This is a genomic window from Bradyrhizobium sp. Crot121, assembly GCF_059512385.1.
The window spans coordinates 73,433-88,784 of the sequence record NZ_JCAMOR010000010.1 but is presented as its reverse complement, the minus strand read 5'-3'; the positions used below and the strand labels follow the sequence as shown (position 1 = coordinate 88,784).

11 protein-coding genes are annotated in these 15,352 nt (G+C 63.9%); 5 read left to right on the top strand and 6 right to left on the bottom strand.

The features are described 5' to 3' along the window. Window positions 1-24 precede the first annotated feature (24 nt). Window positions 25-870: an S-formylglutathione hydrolase gene (gene fghA / locus AC5ZGW_RS12305; protein ID WP_130229616.1), complete on the bottom strand. Its 846-nt coding sequence runs from the start codon at window positions 868-870 to the stop codon at window positions 25-27. A gap of 87 nt (window positions 871-957) precedes the next feature. Further along, on the bottom strand, window positions 958-1,578 hold the full coding sequence (locus AC5ZGW_RS12300; RefSeq protein ID WP_130229615.1) for a response regulator transcription factor: 621 nt from the start codon (window positions 1,576-1,578) through the stop codon (window positions 958-960). Window positions 1,579-1,770: 192 nt separating this feature from the next. Here AC5ZGW_RS12300 and AC5ZGW_RS12295 point away from each other — a divergent pair, with 192 nt between their 5' ends. Further along, the gene (locus AC5ZGW_RS12295) at window positions 1,771-3,138 is read left to right on the top strand and encodes an ATP-binding protein (protein WP_130229614.1); all 1,368 of its coding nucleotides are present in this window, start codon (window positions 1,771-1,773) and stop codon (window positions 3,136-3,138) included. Window positions 3,139-3,374: 236 nt separating this feature from the next. Here the strand turns inward: AC5ZGW_RS12295 and AC5ZGW_RS12290 are convergent, their stop codons facing one another. Further along, window positions 3,375-4,985: a rhodanese-like domain-containing protein gene (locus AC5ZGW_RS12290; RefSeq protein ID WP_463326926.1), complete on the bottom strand. Its 1,611-nt coding sequence runs from the start codon at window positions 4,983-4,985 to the stop codon at window positions 3,375-3,377. A gap of 195 nt (window positions 4,986-5,180) precedes the next feature. On the opposite strand from AC5ZGW_RS12290, the gene AC5ZGW_RS12285 reads away from it, so the two are divergent. Next, on the top strand, window positions 5,181-7,619 hold the full coding sequence (locus AC5ZGW_RS12285; RefSeq protein WP_130229613.1) for a TonB-dependent receptor: 2,439 nt from the start codon (window positions 5,181-5,183) through the stop codon (window positions 7,617-7,619). On the opposite strand, the gene AC5ZGW_RS12280 is transcribed toward AC5ZGW_RS12285, so the two are convergent. The 3 genes from AC5ZGW_RS12280 to AC5ZGW_RS12270 form a co-directional block, all read right to left on the bottom strand. Beyond that, window positions 7,616-7,990, bottom strand: a complete 375-nt coding sequence (locus tag AC5ZGW_RS12280; protein WP_130229612.1) for a YkvA family protein — start codon at window positions 7,988-7,990, stop codon at window positions 7,616-7,618. The genes AC5ZGW_RS12285 and AC5ZGW_RS12280 overlap by 4 nt on opposite strands. A gap of 990 nt (window positions 7,991-8,980) precedes the next feature. After that, window positions 8,981-9,355 (bottom strand): response regulator transcription factor, encoded by a 375-nt coding sequence (locus AC5ZGW_RS12275; RefSeq protein WP_130224997.1) that lies wholly within the window; start codon window positions 9,353-9,355, stop codon window positions 8,981-8,983. Continuing rightward, window positions 9,352-10,221 (bottom strand): S1C family serine protease, encoded by an 870-nt coding sequence (locus AC5ZGW_RS12270; protein ID WP_130224996.1) that lies wholly within the window; start codon window positions 10,219-10,221, stop codon window positions 9,352-9,354. The genes AC5ZGW_RS12275 and AC5ZGW_RS12270 overlap by 4 nt, the downstream gene beginning before the upstream one ends. Window positions 10,222-10,400: 179 nt before the next feature. Between AC5ZGW_RS12270 and AC5ZGW_RS12265 the strand changes: the two genes are divergently transcribed. The 3 genes from AC5ZGW_RS12265 (at window position 10,401) to AC5ZGW_RS12255 (ending at window position 15,218) form a co-directional block, all read left to right on the top strand. Then, complete coding sequence (locus AC5ZGW_RS12265) at window positions 10,401-11,633, top strand: amidohydrolase family protein (RefSeq protein WP_130224995.1); 1,233 nt, start codon at window positions 10,401-10,403, stop codon at window positions 11,631-11,633. Between the two features lie 174 nt (window positions 11,634-11,807). Next, on the top strand, window positions 11,808-14,066 hold the full coding sequence (locus AC5ZGW_RS12260; RefSeq protein WP_130224994.1) for a TonB-dependent siderophore receptor: 2,259 nt from the start codon (window positions 11,808-11,810) through the stop codon (window positions 14,064-14,066). Window positions 14,067-14,078: 12 nt separating this feature from the next. After that, window positions 14,079-15,218 carry a PepSY-associated TM helix domain-containing protein gene (locus AC5ZGW_RS12255; RefSeq protein WP_130224993.1) on the top strand — a complete coding sequence of 380 codons (1,140 nt, stop codon included), beginning with the start codon at window positions 14,079-14,081 and terminating at the stop codon, window positions 15,216-15,218. Window positions 15,219-15,352: the final 134 nt, after the last annotated feature.

Below are 15,352 nucleotides of genomic sequence, written 5' to 3'. Positions count from 1 at the left end.
ACCCGTGGCCGCAATGGAGATGGTTCAGGCCGTCAGCCGCGCGGCGTGCCAGCGCAAGTGATCGCTCATGAAGGTGGAGATGAAATAATAGCTATGGTCGTAGCCTTCCTGGCGTCGGAGCAGGAGCGGGATATTTGCCTGCGCGCAGGCCTGTTGTAGCAGTTCCGGGCGAAGCTGTTCAGCAAGGAAGGAGTCGGCATCGCCGACGTCCACCAAGAGGTCGGAAAACCGCGCGCCGTCGTCGATCAGCGCCACCGCGTCATGCTTGCGCCAAGCGCTTCTGTCATCGCCGAGATAGCCGCCGAGCGCCTTGATACCCCAGGGCACCTGTGACGGCGCAACGATCGGCGCAAAAGCGCTCGCGGCGCGATAGCGGTTCGGATGACGCAGCGCCACCGTCAGCGCGCCATGGCCGCCCATGGAGTGGCCCATGATCGACTGCCGCACGGGATCGACCGGGAAGTTTGCCGCGACCACCTGCGGCAATTCCTGCGTCACATAGCTCCACATCCGGTAGTTCTGCGCAAACGGCTCCCGCGTGGCGTCGACATAGAAACCGGCGCCAAGCCCGAAGTCATAGGCGCCGGCGGGATCCCCGGGTACGCCCTCGCCGCGCGGGCTGGTGTCGGGCGCCACGAAGATCAGGCCGAGATCGGCGCAGGTGTCGCGGTATTCGCCCTTTTCGGTGACATTGGCATGGGTGCAGGTCAGGCCGGAGAGATAGTACACCACCGGCAGCTTCGCGCCCGCCGGATGCGGGGGGACATAAACCGAAAAGGTCATGTCGGTCTTGGTTTCGCGGCTGGCATGCTTGTACACGCCCTGGATGCCGCCATGGGATTTGTTGGTCGAAACGGTCTGAATCGTCATCTCCAGCACTCCGGCGCTCTTCTATGTCTGCGCATAATCTTTTCGGAAAACCGCTGCCTGCAATTCCGCATCATGCGTGCGCGATCTTCAGGCGACGCCGCTCTCGATCGCCAACCGTACTAGTTCGGCTGAGGTGCGCACGCCCAGTTTCTGGCGCATGATCGAGGAGGTGTTGGCGACGGTCTTGTAGGAAGAATGAACCAGCCAGGCGATCTCGGAGAGCGTCTTGCCGGCACTCAATAGGCGCAGGATCTCCATCTCGCGCGGATTGAGCTTCGACAGCGGGCTCTGCGCCGCGGCGGGGCCGGCAAAGGCCACGCGCCGCGCGATCGCGGGCGGCAGATAGACGCCGCCATTGCCGACTTCGCGGATCGCCTCGACGAGATCGTTGGGATCGCCAGTCTTCGCCACATAACCCTTGGCGCCAATCTCGATGGCGCGGGCGGCGAACACCGGATCGTCGTTCATGCTGAACATGATGATGCGCGCCGAATAGTCTCGCGCCAGCATCCGCCGCGCCAGTTCGAAGCCGGAGACGGTCGGCAAGTTGATGTCGACCACGGAGATGTCGGGACGTTCGGCGACAAAGACGCGCTCGCCGCTTTCCGCGTCGCATGCCTCAAGCAATTCGATCTCCGGCTCGTCGGCGAACACGGTGCGGCAGCCGGAAGCGACGATCGGATGGTCGTCAACGATCAGCACGCGCATGCTCGAAGTCCCGGATAGCTGCGTCAGTCCGTTGCTGCACCGCATCAGAATGCACGAGCGCGGCTCGCCCGCAGGCTCGCTCATGCATCTCCAGCGCGATTGCTGTACCCTTCGATTAGACAGACGCGGTATTTGTCTGTCAACGCTCCTCTTGATTGAGGAACCGAACGCGGGTGATCGTGGGCAAAGGCGATGTGGCAGAAACTTTCCTTGCGCGGGCGGATCAACCTGCTGCTGGCGCTCGTCCTCGCGCTCGGTCTCGCCATCAACATCGCCCGGCTTGTCGTCGAGGCAGGGCCCCGGGTCCAGGCCGAGGACCAGAGCGTCATTCGTTTGGCGCGGGAATTCGTGACCACGATCGTTGCCGGATTGAACGAGGCGCCGGATCCTGACGCCCGGCTCGACCAGATCGTTCGCGATCTGAGCCGGCTGCGTCACGTCAGCATCATGCGGCAGGACGGCGCGACCGCAAAGTCCGGGCAGGACGAGGCGACCGACAGCCGCGAGGAAGCGCGATCGCCGCCGGCCTGGTTCGTCGCGCTCGTCCATCCGGAGACAACGTCCGTTAGCGTGCCGATCTCGATCCGCGGCAAATCGGAATCGCTCGTGATCACCTCGCATCCGAATGACGAGATGGCGGAGATCTGGGACGGCATCGTCACCCAGCTCGCGATCGGTGCCGCGATCGTCGTCGTGCTTTTCCTGATCATCAGGAGCGTTGTCGGCCGTGCGCTGGCGCCGCTCGAAGAGCTGTCGCAAGCCATGGCGAAGATCGAGGCCGGGCAATACGATGTTCGGGTGACGCCGGGCGGCGCGCCGGAGCTGGCTGCGATCTGTGGCCAGCTCAACCACCTCGCGGCCACGCTCGGCGAGGCGATCGAGGACAAGCGGCAGCTTGCCGAACGCGCGTTTTCGCTGCAGGACCGCGAGCGCAAGGAGATCGCGCGCGAATTGCACGACGAACTCGGCCCGCATTTGTTCGCGCTGCGCGCTCACGCAAGCGCGTTGATGCGGCCACCTGATGCGCGCGAGGCAAGTTCGGACCAGGTGCGAAAGCACGGCGGGGCGATGCTGGAGCAGGTCAATGCGCTGCAGCAGTTCACGCGCCGGATATTGGAGAAGCTGCGGCCGGTCGGGCTCGCCGAGCTCGGACTTCACGAGGCGCTCTCTGCCCTGTTCCGCCTGTGGAAGGAATCGTATCCGGAGGTCGCGATCGAAACAACCATTTCTCCTGCACTCGGCGAGACCGGGGAGACGGCCGATCTCACGATCTACCGCGTCGTCCAGGAAGCGCTGACCAATGCCTTCCGCCATGCCGGCGCGACCGCGGTCACGGTCACCGTCGAGCCGGCGGAGCAGCCGGACAGCGTGCGGGGAAATCGCTGTTGTGCGCGGGTTCGGGTCCGCGACAACGGCCGCGGCTTGAGTGCGGATCACCAGTTCGGCTTTGGCCTGACCGGCATGCGCGAACGCCTGTTAGCGTTGGGCGGCTCGCTGACGGTTTCGTCGTCTGATGGCGTGACGGTGGAGGCGCTGGTTCCTACGGGAGCGCGCGCCTAGTTCCATGAGATGAGGTCGAATTGTATCCGCCAAGGGTGCTGCTCTTCACCTCTCCCATAGGGAGAGGTCGGCGCATAGCGCCGGGTGAGGGGATCTGCTCTATCGAGGGACCGTAGCCCCTCACCCGCGCCTTCGGCTCGACCTCTCCCTTCGGGAGAGGTGAACTTGCGGCCAGGCCGATTCAACCTAATGACATCATACTCTAGCTGGTTGTGCCGCCCCAGACGACGTGAGACCTACACGACGTGAAAGTTGGACACTGAATCGTTTGCGAGCTGGGCGACAAGGTGCAGCTCCCAATCGATATAGGCCTGCATCGCGGCCGCCGCATTGTCCGTTCCCTCATAAGGGCGCTTGTAGACATCATCAGGGTGCGAGATCCAGGAATGCCGGTCCCGCTCCAGCGGCTGATTGCTGCTGGTCCAGGCGCGCGTTCCGCCTTTCAGCACGGTTACTTTGCGCTGCGTCGAAGCGGTCGCATCCGCAAGCGCGAACAGGGCTTCGTCGCCGTCGGCGCTGGTGAGAATGATCGCTCCTTCGCCGGGTAGCCGCGGCAAATCTTCGGTGAAGCGCGAGGCCAGCACGAAATGCGCCCCGGGGATATGGCCCGCGGCGTAAGCGGGGCTGCGCGCGAGATCAATGACGGTCCAGCTATCGGGATTTGCGATCAGGTCCGCCACGTCGATCGTAGGGACCGAGGCTGCCGGCACGGGACGGCGCGGTGGCCGAGTGCCGGCCTCGGTCGCCCCAATCACCTCCGGCCCGACGATGTGAGCCTCCCAGCCCATCTGGATCAACCAGGATGCGGCCATGCGTGCGCGAACGCCGTCGTCATCGAACAGCACGAGCCGCGATCCGCGCACGGCAACCCATTCGTCCGTCGCCTGCACGAGCTGCCCGCCAGGTGCGGAGGCGAAGCCGGGCGGATATCCGCGCTCGTATTCCTCCGGCGTCCGCACATCGAGCAGATAGAGCGTGCGTTCGTTCGCCTGCGCGACAAAGCGATCGAATGTGCTGCGGTCAAGCGAGGGGACGCCGACGCGCTCGGCCCATCGCGTCGCGCTGGCGAGTGCTGTGGAATAAGTCGCTTCTGGGCGCTCCAGGAACCGGTCGGTCCTGTCACGTTCGACCTGATGTCCGGCCAAGGTCCAGCCGATCGTGCCGTTTCGCAGCGCGAAGACCTTGTTGGGAAGCCCGGCATTGATCAGCGACTGCGTGCCGATGATGCTGCGCGTTCGGCCGGCGCAATTGACGATGATGGTGGTGCCGGGCGCGGGCGCGATTTCCCTTGCGCGAAACGCGAGCTCACCGCCGGGAACGCTGACGCCGCGCGGAATGCTCATGGTCCGGTATTCCTCGAACCGGCGGGCGTCGAGCACGACCAGATCGGGCTCCGTCTCGATCAGGGCCTTGACCTCGTTTGCCGACAGGGACGGCGTGTGGCGGATCGCCTCGACGAGTTCGCCGAACGCCTTGCTCGGCACATTGACGTCGCGGAACACCTCGCCGACTGCGCGGTACGCCCCCAGGCCGCCGTCGAGGATCGAAACGTCCCTATAGCCGAGCGCTGAAATGCGTATCGCCGCCCGCTCGGCATATCCTTCGCCGTCGTCGTACACGACAATGGGGGCGCCAAGCCGCGGGATCAGATCGAGAACACGCAGCTCGATCTGCGAAAGCGGCAGGGAGACGGCGAAGAACGGATGCGCCAGCGAGTAGGGGCCTTCCTCGCGCACGTCGAGCAGCGCCACCTCCTCGCCGGCCCGCCAGCGCCGGCGCAATTCGGTGGGCGTAATAATTGGTGCGGCGTCAGACGGCTTCGGCTGCGTGCCGGAGATTGGCTTCATTGGTGCATCCAGAGAGGAACTCGTGAGGGTCGGCATATAGCAGATATTGTCGACGGCCGATGGCGCTGGCCGAAGCGGACCGGGAATTTTCCCGAAACTTTCGGGAACACTTACAGGTAGCGTATGGCTCGTCCTGCGCTCTAGTATCGCTCGAACCGGCGACAACGGCCGGACGGTGGGTGGAACGGGTGGTAAATGGCGGGCGTGCGGGTGCTGCTTGTCGCATCGATTGCGACGGGTGCTGTCGTTGTCGTCGGGAACGAGACCGGATTCGCCCAGAGCGGGGGCCAGCAGGTCGAGACATTGCCGCCGGTGGAGGTGACGCCTGCAGACCGCGCCAGGCGCGGCCGTCCTACGACGGCTCCCGTGCGCGCGCGGACAAGAGCGCCAAGGGTCGTTTATGTCCCGACCGCGCCGACGCCGACCTCGGATTCGGCCGCCGCGGTCGAAGCGGACAAGATTCCGGCGGCCGTCAATGTCGTCGACAGCAGGGAAATCGCGCGAACCGATTCGCTCAATATCACGACCGCGCTCGACCAGCGCGTGCCGGGCGTCATCGTCAATGAGGTCGCCGGCAATCCCTTCCAGCCGGATGTCCAGTTCCGCGGCTTCGTGGCGTCTCCGGTGGCAGGCACGCCGCAGGGCCTTGCGGTCTACCAGAACGGGGTACGGATCAACGAAGCCTTCGGTGACACCGTCAACTGGGACCTGATTCCAACCAGTGCGGTCAGGTCCATCGATGTTGTGACCAACAATCCAGCCTTCGGTCTCAACGCGCTGGGCGGCGCAGTCGTCGTCCAGATGAAGGACGGCTTTTCCTATCAGGGCGCCGAGATCAACACCATGGGCGGCTCGTTCGGCCGCATCCAGGGCGCGGCACAATGGGGCAAGCAGATCGACAATTTTGCCGTCTATGGCGCGCTGGAAGGTCTGCACGACAACGGCTTTCGCAACTTCTCTCCTTCCGACGTCCGCCGCTTCTACGGCGACGTCGCCCACAAGAACGACGTCAGCGAATTCCATCTCAATATCGGCCTCGCCGATAACAAGTTCGGCGCGGCGGCCACCGTGCCGGTCGAACTGCTGCAGCGATATTGGGGCGCGACCTACACCACGCCGCAAACCACTGCCAACAAGGTCGGCTACTTCAACCTGACGGGAAAGGTGGAGGCGACCCCGACCTGGACCATCGAGGGTGCTGCGCATCTGCGGTTCTACAAGCAGAAGACGCAAGACGGCAATCCGACGGCGACGGAGCCGTGCGAGGCCGATGCAGGGCTACTGTGCTTCAATAGCGATGATGTCCCGGCAAACGGCCTGAACGGCGTCCAGCTCGCCAATCCGTTTCCGGCGGGCGCGGTGCTTGGCGAGAACGACCGCACCACGACGAAATCGACCACGGGGGGCATGCAACTGGCGGCGACGAACACGGATCAACTCTTCGGCCATGACAACCGCTTCACGATCGGTGCCAGCTTCGACACCAGCGTCTCGAACTTCACCGCGAGTGCGGAGCTCGGCACCATCGGCCAGAACTACGTCGTCAGCGGCAGCGGCATCTTTCTCGGCCAGTCCGGCGATCCCGTCTCGATCGGCCCGGTCTCGCTGCGCACCACCAATCAGTATACCGGCATCTATGCGCTCGACACCTTCGACGTCACGAATGCGTTCTCGATCACGGCGGGCGGCCGCTATAACGATGCGCGCATCAGGCTTGAGGACCAGATCGGCACCGCCCTGAACGGCTACAGCATCTATGACCGCTTCAACCCGATCATCGGCGGCACCTACAAGATCACACCGGAGCTGACCGCCTATGCCGGCTACTCCGAAGCCAATCGCGCGCCGACGCCGCTGGAGCTGGGCTGCGCCGATCCCGCGCGCCCCTGCATCGTTGGCGCCTTCCTGGTCTCCGATCCGCCACTGCAACAGGTGGTGTCGCGCACCGTCGAGGCCGGCCTGCGCGGCACCAAGGAATTGAACATCGGCACGCTGTCCTGGAAGGTCGGCGGCTTCCGCACCACCAACAACAACGACATTCTCGCGATCCCAAGCCCGGTGCTGCAGGGCTTCGGCTATTTCCAGAATGTCGGTTCGACGCGACGACAGGGCGTCGAGGCCGAAATCCAGGTGAAATCATCCGCGCTGCAGATGTATGCGAGCTATGCCTTCATCGACGCGCGGTTCCTGGATGCGCTGCAGGTCGGCTCCAACAGTCCCTTCGCCGATGAAAACGGCAATGTGCAGATCCTGCCCGGCAACCAGGTTCCTGCGGTTCCTCGCCATCGCATCAAGGCCGGCTTCGACTATGCGCTCACCGATCAGTTCAAGGTCGGCGCGGACGCGATCTACGTCAGCGGCCAGTATTTTGTCGGCGACGACTCCAACCAGGCGCCGAAGCTGGCGTCCTACGCTGTGTTCAATGCCCATGCCTCCTACCAGCTCACCAAGAACGTCCAGATCTATGGTCGTATCGATAACCTCCTCGACAGCCGATACGCGACCTACGGCACCTTCTTCGAGACGGACCAGGTGCCCAATTTCGCCGCTGGCGGGGTAGCGTTCACCGATCCGCGCTCGGTCAGCCCGGCCCGGCCGCGCGCCTTCTATGCGGGAGTTCGGGCGACGTTCTAACCCCAATACCTGTAGGCGGCCCAGCCAAGCGCCAGCGCCGCACTGATCCAGACGAGGATGATGACGGCCATCGCGGCACGGCTGGCCGGAGGCGAGGCTTCACTCGCCTTGGCGCGGCACTCGACCATGATCTCCTTCGGAACCAGCGAGATCACGAGCCAGATGCCGAGCGGCACCAGCACGAGATCGTCGAGATAGCCGATCACCGGAATGAAGTCGGGAATGAGGTCGATCGGCGAGAGCGCATATCCCGCAACCGCAATGGCGAGTAGCTTCGCGTACCACGGCACCCGCGGGTCGCGGGCGGCCAGATAGACAGCGCGACTGTCGCGCTTGAGCGTGCGCGCCCAGGTTTTGATGGCCTCCAGCATCTGCTCTCTTTCCACCTCTCCCGCTTGAGGGCCGTTCGCAGGGAAGTTGAGCGTAACCCACTGCCTCCTGCGCCTCAAACTCCGCCGTCATTGCGAGCCAACGGATCGCGCGAACGCGCGCCCGATGACAGGCTCCTCCGCGAAGCAATCCATTCCTCCGCGTGCGACGCTATGGATTGCTTCGCTTCGCTCGCAATGATGATGTGGCTGGTTTGGGTGCGACAAATCAACCCGACGGGCAAATCACCAAAAGTCTGTCCAGCCCTCGCGCGAAAAACATTCCACTTTCGCCGTCGGGCAAATCAGTGATTTAACTCCGCGCGTCTCACGGCGGATGAGGGGCGGGTCGCGATCGTCACGAACGTTGCGGTGAGATGCGGTGGACGCGGGTGTTACGACTGACGAGCGTGATATTCGCGGACGGCGAAGTCGTGTGGTCCTGGCGCCCCGACGCTGGCGCTAAGCTTCTTGCGAAGTGACGGTGGCAAAAGAGCCCGGTCACCGGGGAGAGCACGAAGTAAGCCGTAAACCATCGCGCAGGGAAAGCCGGAATGCTTCGGTTGAACCTGTGGTCCTACCCCCGTGCTTTTTGTTGCACGGGACCCACGGGTGCAACCAGCACCCGGCTTTCCCTGCGCCCTCTGATATCGAGGAGGGTAACGGTCACGCAAACCTCGGGCGCAGCGCGCCGCGAGAACGCGAACTCACATCCGCCGTTTGAATCAGACGTAGGATGGATAGAGCGGAGCGAAACCCATCATTCGTGCCGCTTGCTCCTTCGCGATGGGTTTCGCTCCGCTCTACCCATCCTACAGGCCTGCTGGATCGCCCGATCGAGCCGGACGATGACGGCGCAGAGCTGTTTGACATTTGAATCAGAACTGTCCGCGCGCCTCATTGCGAGCCACCGGGTCGGCGCGAAAGCGCCGCCCGATGACAGGCTCCGCGAAGCAATCCACGCCTCCGCGTGAAGGGGACCCGCGCATCTCCTTACAGATGGATCACCCCGCGCCGCGCCGCATGCGCCACCGCATCGGTGCGGCCGGTGGCGTCGAGCTTGTCGAGCAGCGAGCTGACGTGGAATTTGGCGGTGTGCACGGATATCCCGAGCTGCCGCGCAATCGCCTTGTTCGAGGCGCCCTCGGCCATCAGCGCCAGCACGTCGCGCTCGCGCGGCGTCAGCTCGATCTCCGATCGTTCGCCCGCTGGCTGATCTCTTGAGACCAGCGCGATGCTCGCCGCTTCGCCCGGCGCGGCAAGGCGCAAGCCTGCGACGCCGCCAAGCAGCGATGCGAGCCGGTCCGCCAGCGCGGGATCGCCGACGTCGATGGCGACGACGAGGGGAGGCGAGGTCTGTTCGCTCACGTCTCCGGCCTTTCCCCGACCGTCAGCTTGACCCGCACCGGCTCGCCGCCACGCCGCACCGCGACGTCGACGGTGGCGCCGACGCTGTCGGGCCCGAGCGCCCTGAGCAGGGCCCGCACGCCGGAAATCTTCTCGTCGTTCCAGCCGACGATCACGTCGCCTTGCCGGATGCCGGCGGCCGCCGAGGGGCCGGCCTTGTCGACGCTCATCACCATCGCGCCGATGCCGTCGTCGAGCTTGACCGGCTGCAGGCCGAGCCCGAGATAGCCGCGCGCGATCCGGCCATGGGTCTCCAGCCGGCTCGCCACGCGCGCGATGGTCGCGGCCGGGATGACAAGGACGCGCCGGGCGCCGAGCACGGCCATGCCGATGGCATCGCCGGAGCCATTGAGCGCAAGCCCACCCTCATGACTCGGCCTCAGGCGGACGTCGAGCTCGATGCGCGCATCGATGTCGCCGCCGCGCAGGCTCCGCCAAGTGCCGCCGACCAGCGATATCAGGCCGAGCGCCGCCGCGGGCACGCCACGCTCGGCGGCGACGACCAGCGCCAGCGATCCGAGCGCCGGTACCGCCGATGAAAGTTTGGTCGGCGCGATGTTGGAGGTCTCGACCCGCAATAGCGCAATATCCGTGGTGTGATCGCGTCCGGCGATGGTTGCAGGCCGCTCCGTTCCGTCGGCAAAGCGGACGATGACCTCGCCTTCTTCTGCAAGCGCCTCGTCGGCGGTGACGACCAGGCCCGCTTTCCAGACAAAGCCCGAAGCACGCGAGCGGCGCGAGTGTACGGAGACGACGGCAGGCGCGGCGCGGGCGACGATGTCGGCCATCGCGCCGGAGAATGTGGCAAGCACTGAGGGATCGGACATGGTAAAACTCCGTTGGATTTTCTCCGATCTGGGCACGCTCCTGCGCCGTTGGAAACTGCCCGGGTGGGCAGGCGTGAACCGCCGCGCCGGAACGGTATCCTTCTTGCATCAGATGTGCATTGCGGCCCTCGATACGAGCCCCCGCTTCTCAATTCTCCTGCTCGACCGGAATTGCCGATATGACTGACCTCTTGATCCGAAATGCCCGCTTGCGGGGCCAGGGCGACGCGCTTGCGGACATCGCGATTTCGGACGGTGTCATTGCCGAGATAGCGCCGCGCCTCGGCGGCGATGCCCGCCTGACGCTGGATGCGGCCGGAAACCTGGTCACCCCTCCTTACGTCAACGCACATCTGCATCTTTGCAAGGTGTGGACGCTGCCGATGATGACGGAAGCAGCGCTTGAAGCCTATCACGGCGGCGGCATGAGCGAGGCGGCGAAAGCAATCGATCTCGCCGCCGCGGTGAAGGAGACATACGATGCGTCCTGGATCATCCCGAACGCCAGGCGTGCGGTCGCGCTGGCGGCGCTGCATGGCAATCTGCACATCCGCGCCTTTGCCGATGTCGACACCAAGGCGCGGCTCGAGGGCGTCAAGGCACTGCTGGCGGTGCGCGAGGAATTCCGCGGCATCGTCGATCTCCAGGTCGTGGCGTTCGCGCAGGACGGGCTTGCTCGCGAGCCGGGTGCCGACCGGTTGGTGCGGGAGGCGATGGCGATCGGCGCCGATGTGGTCGGCGGGATTCCCTGGATCGAATCCTGCCCCGATGACATGCAGGCCCACATCGATTTTTGTTTCGATCTCGCCGCCGAGTTCAACGCTGATATCTCGATGTTGCTGGACGACGTCGGCGATCCCAACATGAAGACGCTGGAATCGATGGCGCGCCAGGCGATCTCGCGCGGCTACCAGGGACGCGCGCTGGCGCATCATTGCCGGGCGATGGCGCTCTATCCGCAATCCTATTTCGGAGAATTGACCGAGCTGTTGCGGCAGGCGCGCGTCAGCATCGTCAGCGACCCCCATACCGGTCCGTTGCACGCACGGGTCAAGGAGCTCCTGCAACAGGGCGTCAACGTCTGCCTCGGGCAGGACGATATTTCCGATGCCTACTATCCATTCGGCCGGAACAACATGCCGGAGGTGGCGTTCCTTGCCGCGCATCTGTTGTGGATGACGAAGGAGCGGGACATCAATACGCTCTACGATATGATCACGTCACGACCGGCAGCGGCGATCAATCTAGCGAAGTACGGTATCGAGGTGGGGTATTCTGCCAACCTCGTCGTGCTTGATCATCCTGATGTTACCGACGTGCTTCGCTTTCACACGCCTCCGGCCGCAGTCGTCAGCCACGGACGCATGATCGATCTCGCGTACATGCGCGATGTCGCGCAGCTCAAGCGATGATGTTTCTCGATGCAATCGACGCTTGTATTTCAAGAATCATTCTTGGAATGATTCTTGAAAGTTCTAGAGGTGTTCTATTGGCGGTGGCCTCCACTCCTCGCCTAAGCGTGATCCCGCTGGCGCGCCGTGGTCATTCCCGGCGCGCAGGGGGCAAGCTGCAGTCGGGGTGGTGGATTGAAGGTTCTTCGTGGGTTGGCTGTCGCCGCGTCGGCGACGGCATCGTCTTTGGTATTGTTGCCCCAGGCAACATTCGCGCAATCGAGTTCTTCGCAAACGACGCAACCGCTACCGCCGGTCACGGTCCAGGCGCCAGAAGCGCGCCGTCGCGCGCAGCCTGTGGCGCAGCGCCGCGTTCAGCGCGCCACGCAGATCACGCCGCCGCGCCAAGTGCAGCCGTTACGCGGCAATACGACGGTAGTTGAGAATCCGCGCGGCCCGATCGATGGTTATGTTGCCGGGCGCAGCATGGCCGGCACCAAGACCAACACGCCGATCATGGAAACGCCGCAGGCGATCTCGGTGATCGGCAGCGAGCAGATCCGCGACCAGAAGCCGGGCAAGCTCGACGAGATCCTGCGCTACGCGCCGGGAGTCGTGGCCGGTACCTTCGGCGCCGATATCCGCAACGACTGGTTCCTGATTCGCGGCTTCAAGTCCGACGATATCGGCCTGTTCCTCGATGGCTTGCAACTGTTCTACACATCTTACGCGAGCTGGAAGCTGCAGCCGTTCAACCTGGAGCGGGTCGAAGTCCTGCGCGGGCCTTCAGCGGTGCTTTACGGCGGCTCAAGTCCGAGTGGCATCGTGAATGCGATCAGCAAGATGCCGCCGGCGGAGCCGATCCGCTATCTTGAAACCGGCGTCAACAATTTCGGCAACGCCTATGTTGCTTTTGACTTCGGTGGGCCGGTGCAAACGCAGGCCAATAACGGCCAATTATTCTATCGCGTGGTAGGCCAGGTCCAAAATGGCGGTACCCAGGTCGACTTCACCCCCAACAACAATTACTTCATTGCGCCGTCGGTGACGTGGAAGCCCGATGCCGACACCAGTTTCACCGTGCTCGCATCAGCCTCGTATAACCAGACGCGCAGCCAGAACTTTCTGCCTTACGTCGGCACCGTCGTCGACGCGCCGTTCGGCCGTATTCCGACCAGCCTGTTCGCCAGCGATCCCAGCATGGATACCTTCAAGCGCGAACAGGAAATGCTCGGCTATCAGTTCGAGCGCAATCTCTCCGACAGCGTCACGTTCCGGCAGAATGCACGCTTCGCCCATGTCGACGTCACTCTGGCGACGCTATACGGCCTCGGCTATGCCACCACGCCTGCCGCAGCCAATCTCGCGCGCGGCAACTTCGTGACCCGGGGCATCGCCAACCAGGCTGATCTCGACAGCCAGCTCGAATATCGTTTCGCCACCGGGCCGCTTGGCCACACCATGCTGTTCGGGCTCGACCTGAAGCATTACAGCCTGGCTGATTGGCAGGGTTTTGGTTCTGCGACGCCGCTCAACCTGGTCAACCCGGTCTACACGCCGACTGCACCCTTCAACGGAGCTCCTTACCAGGATGCGACGCTGACCCAGAAGCAGCTCGGCGCCTATATACAGGATCAGGTCAAGCTCGACCGCTTTACGCTTGTGCTGAGCGGCCGCAACGATTGGGTTTCAACCAACAACGACAATCGTATCGGCCCGGATCAGAACCGTGACGACAGCCGGTTCAGCGGCCGTGTCGGCCTGATCTATAATTTCGACAGCGGGGTCGCACCCTATGTCGCTTATGCGACCAGCTACAATCCGATTGTCGGCCGCAACGCCGCGAACCAGTTGCTCTTGCCCGAAACCGGCGAGCAGACCGAGATCGGCTTGAAGGTCCAGCCTCTCGGCTTCAACGGCCATTTCGGCGTCGCCTTGTTCGATCTGAAACGCCAGAATGCGCTGACGACAGATCCGAACAACACGCTGCTGCAGACCCAGAATGGTGAGGTCACCTCGCGCGGCGTCGAAGCCGAAATTGTGGCCAATGTCATGCCGGGTCTCAAGGTGACCGGCTCCTTCACCACCTACAATCTATTCATCAGCAAGGACCTGAACCCTGCTTTGATCGGCAAGGCGCCGACCAACACGCCACAGCAGGTGGCGTCGACCTGGGCGGACTATACGTTCCAGGATGGGCCGCTGCGCGGGTTTGGATTTGGCGGCGGTCTGCGTTACGTTGGTGAATCCTTTGCGGACACTGCCAACACGCTGACTGTGCCAGCCGTCTTCCTTGGCGACGCGACGGTTCACTATGAATGGCAGAACTGGCGGGCCGCCTTGAATGTCGTCAATATCTCCGACAAGATCTATGTCGCAAGCTGCTCATCGTCGACCGCCTGCTTCTACGGTGATCGACGCCGGATCACGGCGAGCCTTTCCTACAAATGGTAGAGGAGTACGACGCTGAAGGCACGCACTGTCAGGCTCTGGTCGCTCGTCCACACCTGGACCAGCCTGGTCTCGACCCTGTTCCTGCTGCTGTTGTGTCTTACCGGCCTGCCGCTGATCTTTCACCACGAGATCGACGAGGCGCTGGGCTATGCGCCGCAGCCGCAAGCTGCGGCCGGCCAGCGGCCGGTGCCTCCGCAGCGGATCGTTGAAGCTGCGCTCGCCGCCGACTCCGGCCGGGTGATGCAGTACATCTCCTGGGACAAGGATGAGCCCGGGCTGGTGATGGCTTTCACCAACGATGCCGTTGACGGCAAGCCGGACAATGCGACGGTGCGCGCCTTCGACGCGGTTTCGACCAAGCTGCTTGGCCCGGTCGGCACCGGCCCGATGCTGATCGTGCTGAAGCTGCACACCGATATGTTCGCGGGCCAGGCCGGCAAGCTGTTCCTCGGCGGCATGGGGCTGCTGTTCGCGGTCGCGATCGTTTCAGGCGTCGTATTGTACTGGCCGTTCACGCGCCGTTTGAGCTTTGCGACAATTCGCAAGAATAGCTCGCGTCGCGTCGGTTGGCTCGACTGGCATAATCTGATCGGCGTCGTCACCATCGCCTGGACGCTCGTGGTCGGCTTGACCGGCGTCGTCAACACCTGGGCGGAACTGATGCTGGCGCAGTGGAAGTCGACCGAGCTCGCCGCCATGGTGGCGCCCTATGCCGGCAAGCCGCCGCCGGCGCATCTCGCGTCGCTGGACGATGTTGTTGCGCAGGCGACCGAGGCTGCGCCGGGTATGTCGATCGCGTTCATCGCATATCCCGGCACGCCCTTCACCTCGTCGCATCATTTTGCCGCCTTCATGCGCGGCGACACGCCGCTGACCTCGCGCCTGTTGAAACCGGTGCTGCTCGACGGCGAGACTGCGGCGGTTGCCGATACCCGCGCGCTGCCGGCCTATCTCCAGGCGCTCTTGGTCTCGCAGCCGCTGCATTTCGGCGATTATGGCGGGATGCCGCTGAAGATCATCTGGGCGGCGCTCGATGTGCTGACGATCGTGGTGATCGGCAGCGGTCTCTATCTCTGGTTCGCGCGCCGCAGCAGGAAGGCGCATGCCCCTGCCATGCGGGCGGAAGGCCCCATGGCGCTCGCGTCGCGATGACTAGTCGCACTGACAGCTCGCCCCGTTGGCTCAGCGTATTCGGCGCGCCGATCCTTGTCGCCGTGTTGACGTTGATCGGGCTTCTGGCTGCACTGATGTGGGGCGATTTCGGCCGCTACCTTTCATGGGTGACT